An 18,546-nucleotide genomic window follows, 5' to 3' on the forward strand; every position below is an offset into this window, starting at 1 on the left:
TCCGGGGTTATTGCGAAGATTTTGGAGGCGGGCGCCGGGTCAGGTCACGGATAATCTCGGCAAGTCCACCCGGGAGATCATCCGTCTCTTCCGTTTTCTCAACGGGGGAAGATTCTTCTTTTTGGGGAGAAGATTTCTCAAAATCGGTAAGCTTCGGTGTATCCCCCCGATCTCCAAGAAGAGGAAGATGGAGCTGGGTCTTCTGGTCGAATTCCCGTCGGGCTTTGAGACCCGTGAACTCCATGATGACCGCTTCAATGATCAGGTAGGTTGTTGCTTTTTCCCTGAGACAGCCGGTGAGTGCATGTCCTGAGCGGCCGACCGAGGCGTGGTAATGGATATGGGGGCCACCTTCACCCGGGTAGATTGTGCCAATCCCGAATACCTCCCACCCGCCTTCAAACATGACAAAGTGGGGAACGGGAGGAATTACCGGCTCTTCCGGGCCAGTCACCATTCTCCCGTTCATCAGCGCACCAAGGAAGGTGATCGAGCCGGCCTGGATATCTTTGTCAAGAACGAACTGACGTAGCGAGACGAGCATATCCTCACCGTCATCGATCCTCACGACAAAAACCCTGCCGAGCTGACCTTCCGTGTATTGCATATAATCAGATTCCTTTTTTGGTATTCATATGGTTTGTGTGGATTTATACATTATATGAACATCCACGGGCTGTTTTTAGGCCAATATGGTATAATCGGGCTTTTTGGCAAAGGGGGGTTTTCGGTTTAACGTCCCCCGGCACCGCCGCCACCAAAACCTCCGCCTCCGCCAAATCCACCACCCCCAAAGCCGCCTCCACCTGAGCCGCCGTGACTGGGAGGAGAGAAATGCATGAGGGGGATAAACGCCGCGTTCATACCCATGACCCCCACTGGAATACCGGTATCCGCTACCTGGATATTGAGCGTTTTCATTGCCCGTTCGACTTTATCTCCCACACCCAGTGCGGTTCCATACACCAGCCATTCACCCCACATCGACAGGTCCGCGGGAGCATACTTCTGGATCATGGCCATGTCCGAGAGGAAGTGGGTGAATGCATCCCATTCCAGTTTTTCTTTGTAACGGTCATCCTTCCAGTGCCCGAAAAGCGTGGAAGGGGCAGCAAACGCAATCGCTGCCTGGACAACGACAATTACCCACAACACAACTGCAGGGAACAGGATGTGGGACTGCATAGGCATAACCATTGCAAGAATGAGCGAGATCGCAAACAGGACAATGGAAACGAATCCCAGGGGTACGACATGATCCCTTCCGTCCACGATGTACTGGTTTGCAAGCGATGTGTCAACCCTGCTGGTGACATCGGTAAGAGAGCGCTGGTATTGCAGTGCTTTCTCCTCAGCACTACTGAGGGTGCTGGCACGTTTGGCGAGTGCGGCAATCGAATCGGTGTCCAGTATACCATTTTCCGATACGAGTCTGATAAACGCGAGAACCCGCAGCTCATAGGTATCGGTTGTTTCACCGGATAGGATACGAATCTCAACACCTTTTCCTTCGCCCTTCTCTTTAATGGTGATGATCTTTCTCCGGTGAAGATCGAGAAGCGTGGCGTAATACCCAGATTCATCGAAATCCAGTGCATCGCCCTTGAAGAGCAGGTTTACCTGCCACGGTTTGAGCGCTGTGGAGGGGGGGGTACTCAGGTATGCAGGAACGGTGAACTCTTTCTCCCTGCCATACCGGTTGTAAATTACGAGGAGGAGAAGCGGTACCAGGATCACTGCCACCTTTGCGAGCCAGCTCAGCAGGAGGGCGAGGTAATAAGGGGCATTATACCAGAAGTTCGCTGAGGAGGTCTGGCCCTGGATATCCTGCTTTTCGGTACGGAATCCCGGAACCTGGGAAAAGCCCTGGGCATTTCCCACCATCTCAACGGCAATAATCTCATCGGCTGCAGCACTTCCCGTGATGATGTAACGGTTTCCGGATTTTTGCGTGGTAAGAGACGAGGGATAGGCATACACCTGTTCGATATTATCTGCAGGAATCGTGATCCTGATCGTCCGGTACGGGATGTGATTTTCGCCGGCAAGTTTCAGGTTCAGATGGGTTGCAGCCGCATCGTATTCAATGGGTGGATGAAGTATGTAGGTATAATCAACCGGGTATTTTCCTGAGGTAAAGTAACCGGGATTGAATATTCCTACTTCATCGTCTTGTGCAAGGTTATTAATCAGGGATTTCGATTCGCTGGCACTGGAACCACCGGTAAGCTGGACATTTCCCAAGTCATCTTTTGCATACCCTATCGTACTGTCAGACGGAACCATCGATACAAAACGTACAGATGACTCCAGGGGATTGCTGTCAAAAACAAGGGGAGCTTCCCATGTGCGATAGAGCATGCGATATTCGCCGGAGGACAGAACGTCATAGGTATAGTGTTCCTGCAGGGTTCCGTCTTCTGAAAGAATGGCTTCGTACGAATCAATCGCGAGATCCCCTTCAAAAAGGGGGGGAATCACTGTGACTGCAATCAGCCCGAGGATCCCGAGGATAAGCCCCCCGATGACAAGTGCATTCAGCTGCCTTTTTTCACTCACGTTCGTTGCCCCATCAGAATTCTATCTTCGGGGGAGTCGCTATCGCTTCTTCGAACTGCAGGTACTCGAGTTTGATGAGTCCCATGAACTTTCCAACGAAATTGGAGGGTATCGTGTCTATCATCGTGTTGAATTCCTGCGAGATATTATTGAACGTGTACCGCTGGCGGCCAATCTCATCTTCGAGGCCTTTCACCGAGTCCATCATGCTCATGACGGTGCCGGAGGTCTTGAGATCGGGATAATTTTCCGCTACTGCAAGAAGGCGCCCGAAAATCGAACGGGATTCCGCTTCGACTTTGTTCAGATCACCGGGATTTGCTGTCGCAACACTCGCACGCATGGCAGTGACTTTTTCGAAGGTCTCTTTTTCAAATTTGGCATAGCTCTTCACGGATCCGAGAAGTTGCTCGATCATGTCCAGCCGCTTCTTCATGGCGACCCGGATCTGGCCGAGGGTTGCCTCAGATGAATTTTTCAGCGTGACGAACCGGTTGTAAATACCAATTGCCCAGAGAATTAGTCCTATGATTACGAGGACGACAATTCCAAGGATAACCCATCCAATAAGACTCTCAAACATTGTTACTCAGAATAATGATGATCGTTCTTAAAGATAAGATCATGGTGAGGGTATAACACAATTGAAAAAATGAGAGGAAAATAGGGAGGGGATACATTATTGGACGGTGAGCGAACCAACTACGCGAAGTTTGCCCCCTTCAAGGTAGTGCAGCACCACCTGTGCACCGGGAGGGTACACCAAGGCTTTTTCCATGGTTAGGGTAATGGTCGGCATTCTCCAGTCCCCATCCACGGTTATTTTTTCCAGCCGGGTCGGGAGGAACTGCATCCAGTAGCCGGCATACAGCACCATGCCTTCCTTGAGCGGTGCCGGCCAGTATTTCACGATTTGTGCTTTCCCTGAAACGGTGGTGGAGAATTTTATTGCAGGATCATTGGTCAGGACGAATCCCCGGTCAAGGTCTTCAGATTCGATATTTTTCAGGGCAAGGCCAACCCGTTCACCGGCAATCGCACTGTCGGAATCATCATCGTGCTTCTGGATGGAACGGATCTGGGTGGTTTTTTCCGTGGGGAGGACTTTTAACGTGTCGTGCTTTTTTATGGACCCCTGCGCAACAAAGCCGAGCACAACTACGCCGACACCTTTCACATTGAAATGGGAGTCGACCGGTACAGATCCTTTTCCGGATCCTTCGTGTGTTTTGTGATGAGCGGACTGTTTTACGGATATCTCGAGCATCCTCTCACGAAGACCAACGATGTCTTCCTCAATGACCTCATAGTGCTCAAGAACTGTGCCTTTGATGAGTGGGGCGATCTGGTCCGGCGTGATATAATTCTTTAAAATGAGATATCCATTGGATTTGCCGGCACACTGGAGCATCAGCACACATTCACCAAAACTGGCATTGATTTCATCGACGACAAGGACTATCCGCTCCGATACCGATACGGTGTAAAACAGTGAGGATAGTTTCTCCGGGTACCGGGTCGGTTCGATGAAGGTAACGGTGGCGTCGCCTTTTTTCAGATTATAGAAGGTAATATCGCTTACGGTACCCTTTTTTCCCAGATCCTTGGCATAATCGGGGGGAGCGAGGATTGCGACGGTGAGGTTGGACATGATGACAACAACTTGGTTGTAGGAGGATATGAGAGTTTATCTCTTTGAAAAAAATTTGGAGATCGATTTCACTTATTACATTTCCATTGAGTTCAACCTAAAAATTTTAAAAATCAGGGTTTATTTTGATTTTTTCAGGCTACTTCACTATTTTTCAGATTTCTTTCCTTTATTTGGTTTTTTACTGGCCACAGATTTGTTAATTCCTTTGAGATATGTCTCCAATTCCCGCCGTTTTATGATAAGCACAAAAATTACGATAATTCCAATCCCGGTTAATATCGCCCCAATCTTCACATCGAGTGGATCAAATTTGAACGTGACAGATGATGTTTCCGAAGAAAGCTGGGCCCCGACCATATTTCCTACATTGGATGCATCACGATTATTGACCTTCCATCCTGGGTAAAAAGCAGTTTTAAGTACGGCAACATCCCCTTGAAGGAATGGCCCGTATAAAACTACTTCGTCAGGAGTGAATTTTTCAATCTTGGATGGAATCAGTTGATCATTCCTGACTACAAATGCATTGGGAAGAACGTTATCCGGTTTATATACGGAAATATTATTGACTTTGAAGGTAGCAGTGGGGAGGTTCTGGTTTCCATTCTCAAGATACGCAGTATCGATGATATAATCTGCTGTGAAATATTCAGTGTTACCAATTTTTAAGTTAAGCGGGGGCATATTTTTTGGCAGGTAGGTGTAATGCCCCACCATGGGATGCATATGATTTTTTATTAACCAGTACGTGAAATCCATATGCTGGAATGACCATCCGGCAGGATAAACCCATATTTGTGACGTCGTTTGAGGATATTCTTTTATTTTTTCAATTATTTTTAATGCCGGACTCTCATCTAAGTGAGGGTCATATATCTGTAAGACGCTGATGTTTGCTGTGATCGAGAGGAGAATTCCAATAATCAATAATCCTTCAAAGATATGTTTTTTCAGCCAGATTTTATTCACATAAAATCTGTTAACCAAGAGTAAAACAGCAACAAGGATGAGCGAGATAAGAAGACCTTTGATCAGTACCGATTCCGTAAAAACAGAAAAATTTTTAAAAATAATGACAACATCGACAAGGAATGATATCCAAAAAAATGCGGAGAGTGTGAATGCATCAGCTTTATTCAAATATATGAGCAGTAAAAACCCAAAAACCAGTACTATGCTTAAAGCTGCCTCTATTGAGGGTATAGAAATCCAAGGGAGTTCCAGCAATTTGAGGACTACAATGATGGCAACACCAAACGTAATTCTATTCTTTTGTTCACTGGATATCTCGAATGTATCATTATTTTTTAATTTTTGCTGGAGAATATACACGCCATATATAGAGAGCAATAATACAATCGGCATTATTGCCCCGAAGATCCTACCGGCGTTCCTGAAACCATTAATGACCGGGAACAAGTGAATGAACGAGAGAAGTGTTCTGCCGCCATCGGCCCAGACTAATGAGAAGAGAATCGCAAAAAAAGACGGCACCGTAATATCTTTTTTCCCCCAGACAAGAGCAATGATGGCAAAAAGGATTGGTATGATACCTATAAGGGCCATGGTCTCGTAGGGGCCAAAAACCGTATCGATTGGTGTTCCAAAAATAAAGGATGCCAAATTATTTTCCAGTAATCCGCCATCACCGAGTGGATTAATAATGTCAATTCTCTGGATATAAGGCATGATTGAAAGGTTCGGGATCAGCTTGATCGCACTAACTAAACCAAAGAGGATCCCTGCTACAGACAATGCAACAATCGTCTGCAGGTTAATTTTACGAGTGATTAGATAATACAGAAAATAAATTACCAAAATTGCATTTGTAAAAAAATTGAAATATCCCAATCCTGTAAAAACCAGAAGTGTTTCACAAAGAGCAAGACCGATGATATTGAAAATGGTATTTTCTGACTTCCAGATAATTTTAAAGAAAAAATAATACAATAAAGGAATCCAAGCCAAGGCATACACAAACGAGATATGTCCTATAGATACACGTGATATGAGGACACCGCAGAACATATATCCCAATGAATAGATCATCAGCAAATCGGAATTTTTTACAACAAGGGTCCCGAGTTTGTAAAACGCCAGGAAGGCGATATAGAGATTAATCAGGATAATCAGGTTAATTATAAAAATATCCTGAGAGATGTAGGTAAAAGGAAATGAGAAGGGATAAAACCGATCAGAATTAAAACTTGCAATTTCGGGTAAACCTGTATTCCAGTAATTATTCCATAATGAGAGTGGATTTTCCATCAAGAATAATTCCGGCATCATCAGCGACATCGCATCATGATACTCAGGAATGAATACCTGATTCGATTGAAACGCTGCAGGAAAGACAATTAACAAGAAAAGAAGCGGGAGTAAAAGATATACTATGGTTTTTTTGGATTCATCACTGACATTAATTTTATCGATCAAAAACATTTTGTATCAAGTATCAGTAGAGTCTTGATAATTTGAATTTTGCGATAAATACCTAGGAAATTGGGGTAAAAAAGAATATTTTAAGAGATTCGAAATTCAACAATAACCAATAATGTCTATAATAAAATATCTCATCACTGGGGGAGCCGGCTTCATCGGCAGCAATTTCATCCGGAATTTGTTAAACCGCCATCAAGAAATTAAAATTCTGAATTTTGATAAGTTAACTTATGCCGGAAATCTCAATAATTTATCCGATCTCGAAAAGGATATAAGGTACTCTTTCGTCAAAGGAGATATTTGCGATATTAAAAAAACAGAGAATGTATTCAACCAATTCCACCCGGATTATGTAGTCAATTTCGCTGCAGAGTCCCATGTTGATAAAAGTATACATTATCCGGATGTTTTTGTAACATCAAACGTTTTGGGTGTCCAGAACTTATTACAGATTTCATTACAGCAAGGTGTGAAAAAATATCTCCAGATCTCCACTGATGAGGTATATGGATCGCTTGGAGCTGAAGGATTATTTACCGAGAAAACTTTACTCGATCCCAGCAGCCCATATTCTGCAAGTAAAGCCAGCGCCGATTTGCTGACACAGGCATATTTCCATACCTTCAACCTCCCGATCAACATCACCCGATGTTCCAACAATTATGGTCCGTATCAGTTCCCGGAGAAATTAATCCCCCTTACGATACTCAATTGCCTGAAAGGGAGAAAAATTCCGGTGTATGGAGATGGCCTCAATGTCCGGGACTGGATCCATGTTGATGATCATTGTTCTGCGATTGACCTTGTACTTCACAATGGAGTTGTTGGGGAAATCTACAATGTCGGTGCGAACAACGAGCGATCAAATATTGAGATTGTGAAATTGATCATTCAAATACTTGCAGAATTACGCTCGGATTTGAAGATTTCAGAAGCACTTATTTCCTATGTTGAAGATCGTAAAGGTCATGATCGGCGTTATGCGATAGATTCAACAAAAATCCAGTCAACATTCTACTGGAAGCCAAAAATTGATTTTAACTATGGTCTAACCGAAACAATCAAGTGGTATTTGCATCACCAAGAATGGTTAAATTCGGTTATAAATAATGATTATCTTACCTATTATGATAATAATTATGGGAAAAACAAATTTGTTCTGTTATCATGATTGCTTACCATGATGAAAAAAGGGATTGGCTTGATTCAATAAAATATTCTTTTAAGAAGTATCCGAATTTTTATAATTTTCTTATCTGGTTAATTTCTCCGGTATTTAGTTATAAAAAAGATTCCTACAAGAGAATTGTAAAATATGTGACAAATGATAAAAACGCAATTATCTTAAACATAGGATCGGGCCCGTTTAAACTTGAAAAAAGTTTCATTAACCTGGATATTACTCCTTTTAGCAATGTTCATATCGTAGCTGATGCAACTCAATTACCATTTAAAAATAATTCTATTGATGCAATTGTCAACATTGTAATTCTGGAACATGTTCCGAAACCTGAAAAAGGAGTTGACGAAATGTATCGCGTGATGAAAAACAAGGGAGTAATTTATACACATATCCCATTTATGCAAGGATTTCATGCAAGTCCGCATGACTATAAACGATGGACGTCATCCGGTATCTCTCAATTACATCATAATTTTATCGAACTTGAATGTGGAGTTGGTGCAGGACCGACTTCGTCTTTGGTCTGGATTTTAACTGAATGGCTTGCTTTATTTCTCTCGTTCCGAATAATACCACTCTATAAAATATTGTTTGTTATGTTTACTCTCATTTTATGGCCAATAAAATTCATAGATCTAATTCTGATCGAACATCCCATGGCAAAAAATATTGCCAGTACTTTTTATTATATCGGACGCAAGGAGAAAGATACATGAAAGGTGTAATACTCGCAGGAGGTACCGGCACCCGGTTATACCCCCTTACCAAAGTAACGAATAAACACCTGTTACCCGTGGGAAAAGAGCCGATGATCTTCAATCCTATCAGGCAATTGCTCTCTGCAGGGATTACCGATATCCTGGTTGTTACCGGAAAAGATCACATGGGGGAAATTGTCCAGTTGCTTGGGAGTGGCTCTGATTTTGATTGCAATTTTACCTTCAGGGTGCAGGAGAAGGCAGGAGGGATTGCTGATGCCCTTGCACTTGCAAAAGTATTTGCAAACGGTGAAAGACTTGTCGTCATTCTTGGGGACAATATCCTCACCCATAGCATCCGGAAATACGTTGAGGCATTCAAAAAACAACCCGCTGGTGCGAAAGTGTTGCTTAAGCGCGTCGGGGATCCGGAACGGTTTGGTGTTGCGGCACTGGATGAACAGAATAAAATGATCATGCAGATCGAAGAAAAGCCGGAAAATCCAAAAAGCGATTATGCCGTAATCGGTGTGTATATGTATGATCCACTGGTGTTTGAGATAATCCAGAGTATCATACCCTCTGAACGTGGGGAACTTGAGATCACTTCCGTCAACAACTGGTATGTGGAACATGCTGTGATGACCTATGATATTGTTAACGGTGACTGGACAGATGCCGGAACCTTTGAGTCGCTCATGCATGCAAACCAGATGCTCTTTTCCATCAATAATACCATCCAGAAAGGCGATGAATAATGCAGATCCCATTTAACCGCCCCTATCTTACTGGAGATGAGATCCGGTATATGGATGATGTGCTTCACTCACTCATTGATGGGGGGCATATCAGCGGTGATGGGAAATATACCAAACTCGTGCAAAATTTCTTCCGGTCAAAATTTGGTGCACGAAAAGCGCTTATGACCACCTCATGCACAAGTGCGCTTGAACTGGCCACCCGGATTTTGGATCTCAAAGCCGGTGACGAAGTGATTGTTCCTTCGTACACATTTTCCTCAACAGTCAATCCCATTTTACTCGCAGGTGCGAAACCGGTCTTTGCCGATATACTATCGGATACCCTGAATATTGATCCCGCAGATATCCGTAAGAAAATTACCAAAAAAACCCGCGCCATCTATCCGGTTCATTATGGGGGTGTATCCTGTGCAATGGATGAAATTATGGAGATCGCACAGGATCACGATCTCAAAGTTGTGGAAGATGCAGCCCAAGGTGTGAATGCAAAATACAAGGGAAAATATCTCGGGACAATTGGGGATTTCGGGTGTTATAGTTTCCACGAAACGAAGAACTATGTGTGCGGAGAGGGAGGATCTCTTCTCATCAATTCTGATGATCCAAAAATTATCGAGCGTGCAGAGATCATCCGGGAAAAAGGGACCAACCGGAGCAAGTTCCATCGCGGGGAAGTGGATAAATATACCTGGGTGGATATCGGTTCGAGCTATCTTCCAAGCGATCTGCTGTCTGCATTTCTCTATGCCCAACTGGAGAAAATGGACGAGATTCAGAATATGCGGATGAACGTATGGAATGCATATTATTCCGCGCTGAAACCGTTTGAGGATGCAGGAAAGATTCGTTTACCGATTGTTCCGGAGTATGCGAAACACAATGCTCACCTTTTCTATATTCTCTTTCACGATGAGCAGACTCGGGATAGGATCATGAGCCAGCTGAAAAAAGCAGGGGTTCTGGCGGTATTCCATTATGTTCCGTTACATTCGTCGCCGGTTGGGCTGGGTCTGGGTTACCGAAAAGAGGATCTGCCGGTGACGGAAGAGATGAGTGGGAGGTTGCTGAGGCTGCCGATGTTTGCGGGGATGAGTGATGTGGAAACATCATTTTTAATAAGAAATATGAAAATTACTTTGACTAATTCAAATATATGAGGGGAAATGAATACTTTTTTGTGGTGCTTAAATACAGAAAAAGGATTAGATGTATTAAATTTTTTAATCAAGACAAATATCAAGGATATTGGTGCCGTATGTTCATATCCTGAATGGAATGTTCAGAAAAATTTTGGTGATTTAATTGAGAAAAAATGCCACGAAAATGACATCCCATATATATCTTGGAATGAACTCAAAAAAGATTTTAAAAAAAATATTAATAAATACCATATTTCAGGAATTGTAGCTATTGGTTGGCAATATCTGCTCCCACTTGAATTGAATCGCAATTTACCTGATAAAATTATTGTTTTCCACGATTCCCTATTACCCAGATACAGAGGATTTTGCCCTACTGCAACTGCAATATTGAAAGGAGATGGGCAGATTGGAATATCTGTGCTGTATGCTTCTGAAGAAATTGATGCGGGTGATCTGATATTACAAAAGTCGGTTGAAATTAACGATTCTGTGTACATTGAAGAGGCAATAAAAATTATTTCAAAATTATATTGTGATTGTGCTGTAGAATTAATCTATCTAGTCCGGTCTAACAATATAAAAACAAAAAAACAAGATGAAAGATTAGCCACATATTGTATATGGAGAAATCCTGAAGATAATGAGATAGATTGGAATTCCTCCGCACGAGATATTTTAAATTTAATCAGGGGAAGTGGATATCCGTATTTTGGTGCTTATACATCGTTACAAAATGATCTTATCAGAGTATGGGAAGCAACCGTACTGGATTATGATATTAATTTTGAGATTAGGGATACTGGTAAAATCTGGAAAATGGAAAATGGAAATCCAACAATAATTTGTAAAAATGGATTGTTAAAAATTTTAAGAGCTACTTATGAGGGGGGAGGGGATATATTTCCATTAAAAAAGTTTAGATTGCGATTTGGGAGATCAAGATGAAACCTGATTCAATTGAATATTCCATTGTAATACCAGTGTATAATGGGGAGAAGACCATTGAAGAATTAGTTGATAGAATTAAAACCGTCTTCGCATCACCCAATAGATCATTTGAGATTTTATTAGTTGACGATTCCAGTCATGATAATAGTTGGAATATTCTGAAGAAATTGCGTGAAAAGGATAGCAATATTAAAATTATTCATTTAATTAGAAATTATGGGCAGCATAATGCTACAATTTGTGGTTTTCGTAATTCAAAAGGAAGATATGTTATAACCCTTGATGACGATCTGCAACATCCACCCGAAGAAATTCCAAAATTGATAGAGGGGATGAATCAACACTATAATGTGATTTATGGAAAGTATAATCCAAATAATTCGACATTTTTTGAAAATGCACTAAGCACACTTTTTCAAAAATTGATGCACAAAATTTTTGAGATTCCAAATAACATCTTTCTCTCCTCTTTTGCGATTTATCGGTGTGAAATCATTAAAAATATAATTTCAATCAGGAGTTCATATCCGTTTCTTTTTGGATTGATGATTAAATCAACGCCAACAAATAAAATCGGAAATGTTGAAGTTGATCATTTTAAAAGAGAGCGGGGCACTTCGAATTATGGTTTATTTAAATATTTTAAGTATTCACTCAATCTCATTATCAATTATTCTTCATGGCCGTTGATTTTCATTGCTTTGTTCGGATTTATTCTTAGTATATTGAGTATCTGTTTAGGGGCTTGGATTATAATTCAAAGACTAATAGATCCCTCCTATGGGGTGATGGGATGGAACTCCCTGATGGCAGCTATTTGCTTTTTAGGAGGTGCAATATTAATGTCTATGGGGATTATCGGGGAATATTTACGGAGAATCCTTGCTGAAACATCCTATGGCCAGCAATACGTGATCGGGGAAATGGAAACATAATATGCAATACAGGTTCTCATTTGTTTTTATCCTGTTATCCGTTTTATTCCAGTCCCTTAGTGGAATTTTTGGAAAATACGCTGCATCAAATATCGAAGAAGTAACTATTTTTGCGATTATTACCAACTTTTTTTATCTCCTTGCACTGATTTGCCTGTTTTTTCAGGCACTCGTATGGCAACAAGCTCTCCATCGATATCCGTTGTCATTTGCATATCCATTCATGAGCCTCATGAATTTTATCGTTCTCTTCGCTTCGGCACTTCTGTTTCATGAAGGGATCACCCCGTTCAATATTGCTGGTCTGATACTCATTTCCCTTGGGATTACCCTGTTGTCACGCCACAAAGGAGAGTGTGTATGATCGTTTCGTATGTTCTCCTGTTTCTGGCAATACTGCTTACTGGTGTCAGCCAAGTATTGATGAAAAAAGGATCCTCAAAAAAAGGGGAGGGTCGATTCCAGATTCTTTCAATGTATCTGAATACACCAACCATGACCGCGTACGGGCTTCTGCTAGTCACAACCGTACTCTCCGTAATTGTGTTGCGGGACATTCCCTTAAAAGTCTTCTATGCTGTTTCATCCCTAAACTTTCTGATAGTGACGGGGTTATCATACTGGCTGCTGAATGAGAGAGTTAATCGTGAAATGATCATTGCATTGGCATTGCTTGTTGGCGGGGTTCTGGTTTTTAATTATCCTGTTTAGGGCTGGTATGAAAAACACCAGATGACTTTGGATAACCTGTTCTGGATCGGTGTGTATCCGTTATTGACGGCCCTGATGATCGAATTTATCAATGATACGTTTGGCCAATTTTTCCTAGATAAATAGGAAACTCTCAATTTTTTAAAAATTGTCTGATTCTTCTAATGTGATGAGAGTATTAATGCCCTTTTTAAACATGGAATAGAGAATGACAGGGAAATCTAATAACAAGGGTCAGATTTTTTTAGTTATGTCCGATGATTCCATAATCCGCAGTAAAAAATGTTATCTGTCATTTTAAGTGCAGAATTTCCGTCATAAAAAGACATAATTTTTAGATCCGCAAGATGTTGGTAATTCTTTACCTTCTCATGTTTGTTCTCGTAAAGTCAGAAAATTATGAGTTATACGGTGAAGATTTGCAGTATTTAAATGAAAATAATTTTTCCACCGGCACCCTATCCAATTTCCTTTTTTCTTTGCCAGGTAATACGCCGGTTCGCCATAAAATTCCAGACAAAACCCAGAAGAATTCCCACAAGATTTGATAGCAGGTAATAGACGCCAAATACACTAGTTAGCAAAAATAAAACACCCATGTTGATTACCAGTCCACCGGCGGATACTACATGAAAAGCGACTAAACGGTGCCAACGGCTGGATAACTCGTGTCCTGCTTTGGATTTAAACGTCCAAAGATCATTCCAGATGAAATTATTGATGATGGATAATTCAATGGCGAAAAGACTGGCAATAAGATAATAAAAACCAACGAAATCCGTCAGGTACCAAAGTACCCCCATATTTACGACAATCCCGGAGATCCCAACCAGCCCGAATTTGAACACTCGTTTCCATTCCCTCCATGCCGCACTCTGGTGATGGGTGAATGAAAAGAGGGTGATATCGATAACCTGCTGCGCATACTCAACAATTGTTTTGATTTTTAGTTTGCTCGAACCAATTTCCCGATCCACGAATTCGAAGGGAATCTCCTTATCTTTTTCCCAGGTTCCCTTACCAAGCACTTCTAACAGGATTTTGTAACCCCGGGGTTTTAAAGAAGCATTTGCGACAACACTTTTCTTAATAGCAAAAAAGCCGCTCACCGGGTCTGATACATCGGGAAAGAGCAGGCGCCCTAAAAACGTAGCTCCGAGCGAGATAACCCGGCGTTTAAGTGGCCATTTTTTTATTCCGCCACCATCCATATACCTGCTACCGATGACAACATCGTATCCTTCTTTGATCTCGTGATACATCGCAGGGATTAGAGCTGGGGGATGGGAAAGATCGGCATCAATTACCACAAGAATATCCGACGATGCCTTATCGAACCCTTCTGCCACAGATTGTGAAAGTCCGTGATCCGCCAGACGGACGATACTGTTTACATTCGGTTTTGTTTTTTTGATTTCATTTGCAATGGTAATGGTTCCATCAGGAGAGTTATCATCGACAACAAGAATCTCCCCCTTGAGATTATTCCGCTTGAAAACCGCGTCCACTTCAGTAATAATATTCCTGATGTTCGCCTCTTCTTTAAATGTGGGAATTATTACCGTAAGATCGTACATGGCTGCTCAAACAACGGATACTACGCTGAAACAAAGAGATAAATTCCGGTATTCTGTCCGAGAGATTTTGTGTGTTCTTTTAACCATGCAATTGCATCACCATCAGGATTTGCTGCACTGATATCTCCGGTAACAACGAAATAAGCGGTACTATTGCCTCTCCCGTTATTGATCCTTTCAAGATCTTTTCCGGTATCCGCACCAAATTCGAATGTCTTGTCCGAGGTATTCGAATAATAATAATTGAGTGGCTGGTAAATATAGCCCGGAACAACAATAACAAGATCACCGGACTGGGTTATTTTTTGCATCTGGCTGGAAAAGCCCCTCCAGTCATCCTTGGAATACCCCGAATAATAGGTTGCAAGAGTTGGGGCACTGATGATAATGAGGAGTGCCATAAACCCGTAGACTACCCCCCGGTTATTGATAAGCCGATAAAATATCCCGTACGAGGCTGCCACACCCAGGAAAAAGATCGTATTGAAAAAGATCAGGTAACGGGGCACCATGGGCATTTTGTACGACAGAATGAAGCTGATGACAAACGTAAGAACTGTGAGTGTCACTAAAAATATTCCTTTCTTTTTATCAATGAGAAATGCCTGGATGATACCGATTATAAAGAGGATGAGAAGCAGGAACATCGGGATATCAGAAAAGCCCGAGAGCTCCCGGAAGGTCTCACTGATGATTCCGAGTCCTTGGATCCCGAAGGCTGGTGCAGAAGATGTCCGGGTAGCGAAGAGCTGGATTGCCAGCAGAATGAGGGGGAAACAGAGAACGACAAATACTACGATCGATAACGCGATCATTTTAATATTCTGGAGGTTTTTCCGGAAATTTTCAACCTGAAGGAAAAGTGCATAGAGTATAAGGGAAGCAATAATAACAAACGCATAGAAGTGGGACCAGAACGCAAGTGCCGATAGTATGCCAAAAAGTGCCCAGTTTTTCAGGTCATTTGTTTTGAGGGCTTTGAAATAGAAGACTAGGGCGAATGCCACGAAAAAGAGCATCATCGAATATGCCCGGGCTTCCTGAGAATAGTAGATCAGGAATGGTGAGAATGCAAATGCTGCTGCAGCAATGATCCCGACGTTACGATCCATGAATTCTTTTCCTGCAAAATAAATCAGGGGAATAGTCAGTACCCCAAGGAGTGCAGGAATAAACCTGAGCGTAAATTCGTTGTTGCCAAATACCAGCATGAGATGTTCAAGCCAGTAAAAAAGAGGTGGATTGAACTCTCCCCCTGCTGTAGCTTTCCAGATATCGGGAATTGACATTATTGCAAACGTATTCGTAGAGGCTTCATCGAGCCAGAGTGAGTTGAGACCAAGATTATAGAAACGGAGCAGAAGGCCAAAAATGGTCAAAATGATGAGAGATTGTGCGTACCGGCTGTGGGTAACAAGAGATACAACATTTTTGGTATTGAGATCTCGAAACGATTGGATTGGGGATATGTAATCCCCATCAAGATTACATTCGGTTACTACTCCCGATTTTTTTTCTTTTCCCCGATCCTCGCGTTTTTTTGCCATTTATATCATCTACTATTTCGTAAATATTCAGATATAGAATGTTGCATCCCGGTCCTATTCGGAGAACATTCCAAACAAAGAAAATTTTGGGATAACAGCAACGGTAGAGTGATCTGGTGTCTAAAAAAATTCAGATATCTCTTTGACCTATAAGCGGGGACCTGACTGATTCCAGCAACTCGATGGTACTGGAAACAACTGTTGATGATTCTTCAAGCATCAGGTTTACCTGCTCGTGCGTACCGACCCTGCGGAAATCCGTGCGAACCGCAATCACTGGTTTATTGTGGGCAAATGCATATCCCATCTCCCATGCGGTGCCGGAATCTGCATCGGCTCCATCGATGACAGCAACAATGATATCGGCATGTTCGAGATCTTCTTTGTTTTTTAAGAAGATCCGTTCCTGCTCTGTTTTTTTCCTTGTGTCAGAATCATCACCTGCCTCCTGAGGGAGGAAAACTTCGAACAAGTGTTGCCTGAGCAGGCCCGCCAATGATACATTATAGGTTCGCTCAGCTTCTGAGAAGAGAGGGGCAGCGAGATAGATCCGGTATGTTGCAAAGGTTGCAACATCGATAGCACGGATAGCAGGAAACCGGGAAAGAAACACTCCCCGCCCTGTTCGCTTTGGAGGTTGCTTATCCTCACTCCCATAATAGGTGCTGGTCACTCCGCAGGTTGGGGAGGAGTTGACCCCAAGGATACAAAGAGGTGGACCCCGTTCATCGATGATTGCCTGAACTTTTAGAGCAAGATCGTCCACAAGGCGGGTAAATGCCGGGGTGTCCAGACGTTCAAGAAATGTCCCGGGTTTCCTGTCAGGACCAAGGTACAATGTCTCCGGGCAGGGCAGCGGCACCATTTCAATACCAAAACGTTTACATCGTGCGATAGTACGCTCGAACAATTCAATATCTGATAGTTTCGTTATGCCTTCTGTCCGGAGCGAGGGATTGAGTACGCAGGGGCTGCAGAGCACGTACATTATTACAGTGTGTGCACGCATGGATGATCAATGATACCCCTGTACGCCTACCGGGATAATAGCTGTGACCCCCGGAAGTGCACGGTTAAAAAACTTGAAAAGGCGGGTTTTTTAAAAATATTTACCAAACTATCCCTTATCCCACGAAATACCCTCCTGCTCGATCCCACAGCTGAACAGGCACTCTCTCCCGCAGACCGGTTCGTAAGATCCATCACCGTACTCGACTGCTCCTGGGTAGTACTGGATACCGGAAAAGTCTGTTCATGGCGCATTCGCAGGGCACTCCCATTCCTGGTAGCGGCAAATCCGGTCAACTTCGGCAAACCCTGCGTACTCTCCTCGATTGAGGCGCTCGCGGCAGCACTCTATATTCTGGGCGAACAGGATCGGGCTGCTGCTGTTCTCTCAAAGGTCAACTGGGGGATCCGTTTCCTGGAAGTGAACCAAGAACCACTTGATCTCTATGCGAAAGCAAAGAACAGCACAGAAATTATTGAAATCCAGTCACTCTACATAGACTAAAACGGCTTTTTTAAAAAGGAATTTTTGGTTTTTAAGAGTTGTTCTGAAGATGCGGTGTTTTTTCAAAACAGGTCTTGTTGGTCCGCATTGACAACCCTGCAATTATGCAGAGAATTCCAATGATCCCCGCGTATATACCCCAGATTTTTACCAGAATTATAACCGTGAGGGTGGGGAAAAGTGCCATTAAGATACTTAAAAAAAGGGTGATCATGCCCAGAAGTACGATAACGAGCCGCGTCTTCCACTCATCAGAGAGGGAACATCCGACAAGAATGAGGAGAATACTGTTGATGATCGCGATAAACGCCATAATTATAATAAATATTGGTGCAATGAGACCGGGAATCAAAAAGGTAAGGGCGGCAACGATCAGCGATGTAATGCCCGCCAGAAAGATGGGGAATTTATAGACAATCTCTTCTTTAAATGAGTAGGAAAAAGCGATCATTATCAGCCCGACAACCAGGGCAAGGATACCAAAGAGCGTGACGAGTATATCGATAAACACCGGGGTCCAGAAGAAGGCAACTATTCCTGAAATAAAGATAATAATCCCAAGGAGTGCTATCTGCCACCAGCGTACCGGTGTTTCAGAAAACGCAATGGTGGTGGTTTTCATATAATTGTTCTTCGTTTTCTGACAAATTTAAAATATTCCCAAATATATGAAACCGGCCTTTCATTTTCCACGTTCAATTTCAGAACGGGGGAATCTCCCTAAATAATGGTCAGATTCCCTCAGTCTCCCATAAGGATGCCTATTGTTTTTGTGATCCATCTGAGTTGGAAGACACGGGGCATGCTGGTTCCGGGATGTTTCAAAAAGGTCCTCTATTCCATCCAGTGGATTAAGGCAAATCTGCAAGTCAGAAG

The 18,546-nt window shown here is 42.7% G+C and carries 18 protein-coding genes; 9 read left to right on the forward strand and 9 right to left on the reverse strand.

Annotation, left to right across the window (positions count from 1 at the left end):
• Positions 1-7: 7 nt before the first annotated feature.
• The 5 genes from CVV30_08740 to CVV30_08760 form a co-directional block, all read right to left on the reverse strand.
• Positions 8-607: a DNA-binding protein gene (locus CVV30_08740; protein PKL69627.1), complete on the reverse strand. Its 600-nt coding sequence runs from the start codon at positions 605-607 to the stop codon at positions 8-10.
• Between the two features lie 125 nt (positions 608-732).
• Positions 733-2,559, reverse strand: coding sequence for a DUF2207 domain-containing protein (locus CVV30_08745; GenBank protein ID PKL69628.1), 1,827 nt, complete (start codon positions 2,557-2,559; stop codon positions 733-735).
• Between the two features lie 13 nt (positions 2,560-2,572).
• Positions 2,573-3,142, reverse strand: a complete 570-nt coding sequence (locus tag CVV30_08750; protein PKL69629.1) for a protein LemA — start codon at positions 3,140-3,142, stop codon at positions 2,573-2,575.
• A gap of 96 nt (positions 3,143-3,238) precedes the next feature.
• On the reverse strand, positions 3,239-4,210 hold the full coding sequence (locus CVV30_08755; GenBank protein PKL69630.1) for an elongation factor Tu: 972 nt from the start codon (positions 4,208-4,210) through the stop codon (positions 3,239-3,241).
• A gap of 147 nt (positions 4,211-4,357) precedes the next feature.
• On the reverse strand, positions 4,358-6,655 hold the full coding sequence (locus tag CVV30_08760; GenBank protein PKL69631.1) for a hypothetical protein: 2,298 nt from the start codon (positions 6,653-6,655) through the stop codon (positions 4,358-4,360).
• A 118-nt stretch (positions 6,656-6,773) separates the two neighbouring features.
• Here CVV30_08760 and rfbB point away from each other — a divergent pair, with 118 nt between their 5' ends.
• The 8 genes from rfbB to CVV30_08800 are packed head-to-tail and all read left to right on the forward strand — an operon-like array spanning position 6,774 to position 13,033.
• The gene (gene rfbB, locus CVV30_08765) at positions 6,774-7,826 is read left to right on the forward strand and encodes a dTDP-glucose 4,6-dehydratase (protein ID PKL69787.1); all 1,053 of its coding nucleotides are present in this window, start codon (positions 6,774-6,776) and stop codon (positions 7,824-7,826) included.
• Positions 7,823-8,554, forward strand: coding sequence for a hypothetical protein (locus CVV30_08770; GenBank protein ID PKL69632.1), 732 nt, complete (start codon positions 7,823-7,825; stop codon positions 8,552-8,554). Before rfbB ends, CVV30_08770 begins: the two co-directional genes overlap by 4 nt.
• A complete protein-coding gene (locus CVV30_08775; GenBank protein PKL69633.1) occupies positions 8,551-9,294 on the forward strand; it encodes a spore coat protein in 744 nt (247 codons plus the stop codon). The genes CVV30_08770 and CVV30_08775 overlap by 4 nt, the downstream gene beginning before the upstream one ends.
• Positions 9,294-10,454 (forward strand): dTDP-4-amino-4,6-dideoxygalactose transaminase, encoded by a 1,161-nt coding sequence (locus CVV30_08780; protein ID PKL69634.1) that lies wholly within the window; start codon positions 9,294-9,296, stop codon positions 10,452-10,454. Before CVV30_08775 ends, CVV30_08780 begins: the two co-directional genes overlap by 1 nt.
• Before the next feature lie 6 nt (positions 10,455-10,460).
• Positions 10,461-11,384, forward strand: coding sequence for a hypothetical protein (locus CVV30_08785; GenBank protein ID PKL69635.1), 924 nt, complete (start codon positions 10,461-10,463; stop codon positions 11,382-11,384).
• Positions 11,381-12,322, forward strand: a complete 942-nt coding sequence (locus CVV30_08790; protein ID PKL69636.1) for a glycosyltransferase — start codon at positions 11,381-11,383, stop codon at positions 12,320-12,322. Before CVV30_08785 ends, CVV30_08790 begins: the two co-directional genes overlap by 4 nt.
• A gap of 1 nt (position 12,323) precedes the next feature.
• The gene (locus CVV30_08795; GenBank protein PKL69637.1) at positions 12,324-12,686 is read left to right on the forward strand and encodes a hypothetical protein; all 363 of its coding nucleotides are present in this window, start codon (positions 12,324-12,326) and stop codon (positions 12,684-12,686) included.
• Positions 12,683-13,033, forward strand: coding sequence for a hypothetical protein (locus tag CVV30_08800; protein ID PKL69638.1), 351 nt, complete (start codon positions 12,683-12,685; stop codon positions 13,031-13,033). The genes CVV30_08795 and CVV30_08800 overlap by 4 nt, the downstream gene beginning before the upstream one ends.
• Positions 13,034-13,491: 458 nt before the next feature.
• Here the strand turns inward: CVV30_08800 and CVV30_08805 are convergent, their stop codons facing one another.
• The 3 genes from CVV30_08805 to CVV30_08815 form a co-directional block, all read right to left on the reverse strand.
• On the reverse strand, positions 13,492-14,610 hold the full coding sequence (locus CVV30_08805) for a glycosyltransferase family 2 protein (GenBank protein ID PKL69639.1): 1,119 nt from the start codon (positions 14,608-14,610) through the stop codon (positions 13,492-13,494).
• Positions 14,611-14,630: 20 nt separating this feature from the next.
• Positions 14,631-16,157: a glycosyl transferase gene (locus tag CVV30_08810; GenBank protein ID PKL69640.1), complete on the reverse strand. Its 1,527-nt coding sequence runs from the start codon at positions 16,155-16,157 to the stop codon at positions 14,631-14,633.
• A gap of 130 nt (positions 16,158-16,287) precedes the next feature.
• Positions 16,288-17,145 (reverse strand): nucleoside 2-deoxyribosyltransferase, encoded by an 858-nt coding sequence (locus CVV30_08815; protein ID PKL69788.1) that lies wholly within the window; start codon positions 17,143-17,145, stop codon positions 16,288-16,290.
• 30 nt (positions 17,146-17,175) lie between these two features.
• Here CVV30_08815 and CVV30_08820 point away from each other — a divergent pair, with 30 nt between their 5' ends.
• Positions 17,176-17,670, forward strand: a complete 495-nt coding sequence (locus CVV30_08820) for a hypothetical protein (protein PKL69641.1) — start codon at positions 17,176-17,178, stop codon at positions 17,668-17,670.
• Positions 17,671-17,701: 31 nt separating this feature from the next.
• Here the strand turns inward: CVV30_08820 and CVV30_08825 are convergent, their stop codons facing one another.
• A complete protein-coding gene (locus CVV30_08825) occupies positions 17,702-18,292 on the reverse strand; it encodes a hypothetical protein (protein ID PKL69642.1) in 591 nt (196 codons plus the stop codon).
• Between the last annotated feature and the right edge of the window lie 254 nt (positions 18,293-18,546).

The organism is Methanomicrobiales archaeon HGW-Methanomicrobiales-1, from assembly GCA_002839675.1.
Lineage (GTDB): Archaea > Halobacteriota > Methanomicrobia > Methanomicrobiales > Methanospirillaceae > Methanoregula.

Bases quoted from the DNA above. Each gene is read 5' to 3' on its own strand.
- CVV30_08780 (PKL69634.1), top strand. From the start codon at position 9,294: ATGCAGATCCCATTTAACCGCCCCTATCTTACTGGAGATGAGATCCGG.
- CVV30_08800 (PKL69638.1), top strand. From the start codon at position 12,683: ATGATCGTTTCGTATGTTCTCCTGTTTCTGGCAATACTGCTTACTGGT.
- CVV30_08805 (PKL69639.1), bottom strand. From the start codon at position 14,610: ATGTACGATCTTACGGTAATAATTCCCACATTTAAAGAAGAGGCGAAC.
- CVV30_08815 (PKL69788.1), bottom strand. From the start codon at position 17,145: ATGTACGTGCTCTGCAGCCCCTGCGTACTCAATCCCTCGCTCCGGACA.
- CVV30_08760 (PKL69631.1), bottom strand. From the start codon at position 6,655: ATGTTTTTGATCGATAAAATTAATGTCAGTGATGAATCCAAAAAAACC.
- CVV30_08770 (PKL69632.1), top strand. From the start codon at position 7,823: ATGATTGCTTACCATGATGAAAAAAGGGATTGGCTTGATTCAATAAAA.
- CVV30_08820 (PKL69641.1), top strand. From the start codon at position 17,176: ATGATACCCCTGTACGCCTACCGGGATAATAGCTGTGACCCCCGGAAG.
- CVV30_08740 (PKL69627.1), bottom strand. From the start codon at position 607: ATGCAATACACGGAAGGTCAGCTCGGCAGGGTTTTTGTCGTGAGGATC.
- CVV30_08825 (PKL69642.1), bottom strand. From the start codon at position 18,292: ATGAAAACCACCACCATTGCGTTTTCTGAAACACCGGTACGCTGGTGG.
- CVV30_08810 (PKL69640.1), bottom strand. From the start codon at position 16,157: ATGGCAAAAAAACGCGAGGATCGGGGAAAAGAAAAAAAATCGGGAGTA.
- CVV30_08755 (PKL69630.1), bottom strand. From the start codon at position 4,210: ATGTCCAACCTCACCGTCGCAATCCTCGCTCCCCCCGATTATGCCAAG.
- CVV30_08775 (PKL69633.1), top strand. From the start codon at position 8,551: ATGAAAGGTGTAATACTCGCAGGAGGTACCGGCACCCGGTTATACCCC.
- CVV30_08795 (PKL69637.1), top strand. From the start codon at position 12,324: ATGCAATACAGGTTCTCATTTGTTTTTATCCTGTTATCCGTTTTATTC.
- CVV30_08790 (PKL69636.1), top strand. From the start codon at position 11,381: ATGAAACCTGATTCAATTGAATATTCCATTGTAATACCAGTGTATAAT.
- CVV30_08785 (PKL69635.1), top strand. From the start codon at position 10,461: ATGAATACTTTTTTGTGGTGCTTAAATACAGAAAAAGGATTAGATGTA.
- CVV30_08750 (PKL69629.1), bottom strand. From the start codon at position 3,142: ATGTTTGAGAGTCTTATTGGATGGGTTATCCTTGGAATTGTCGTCCTC.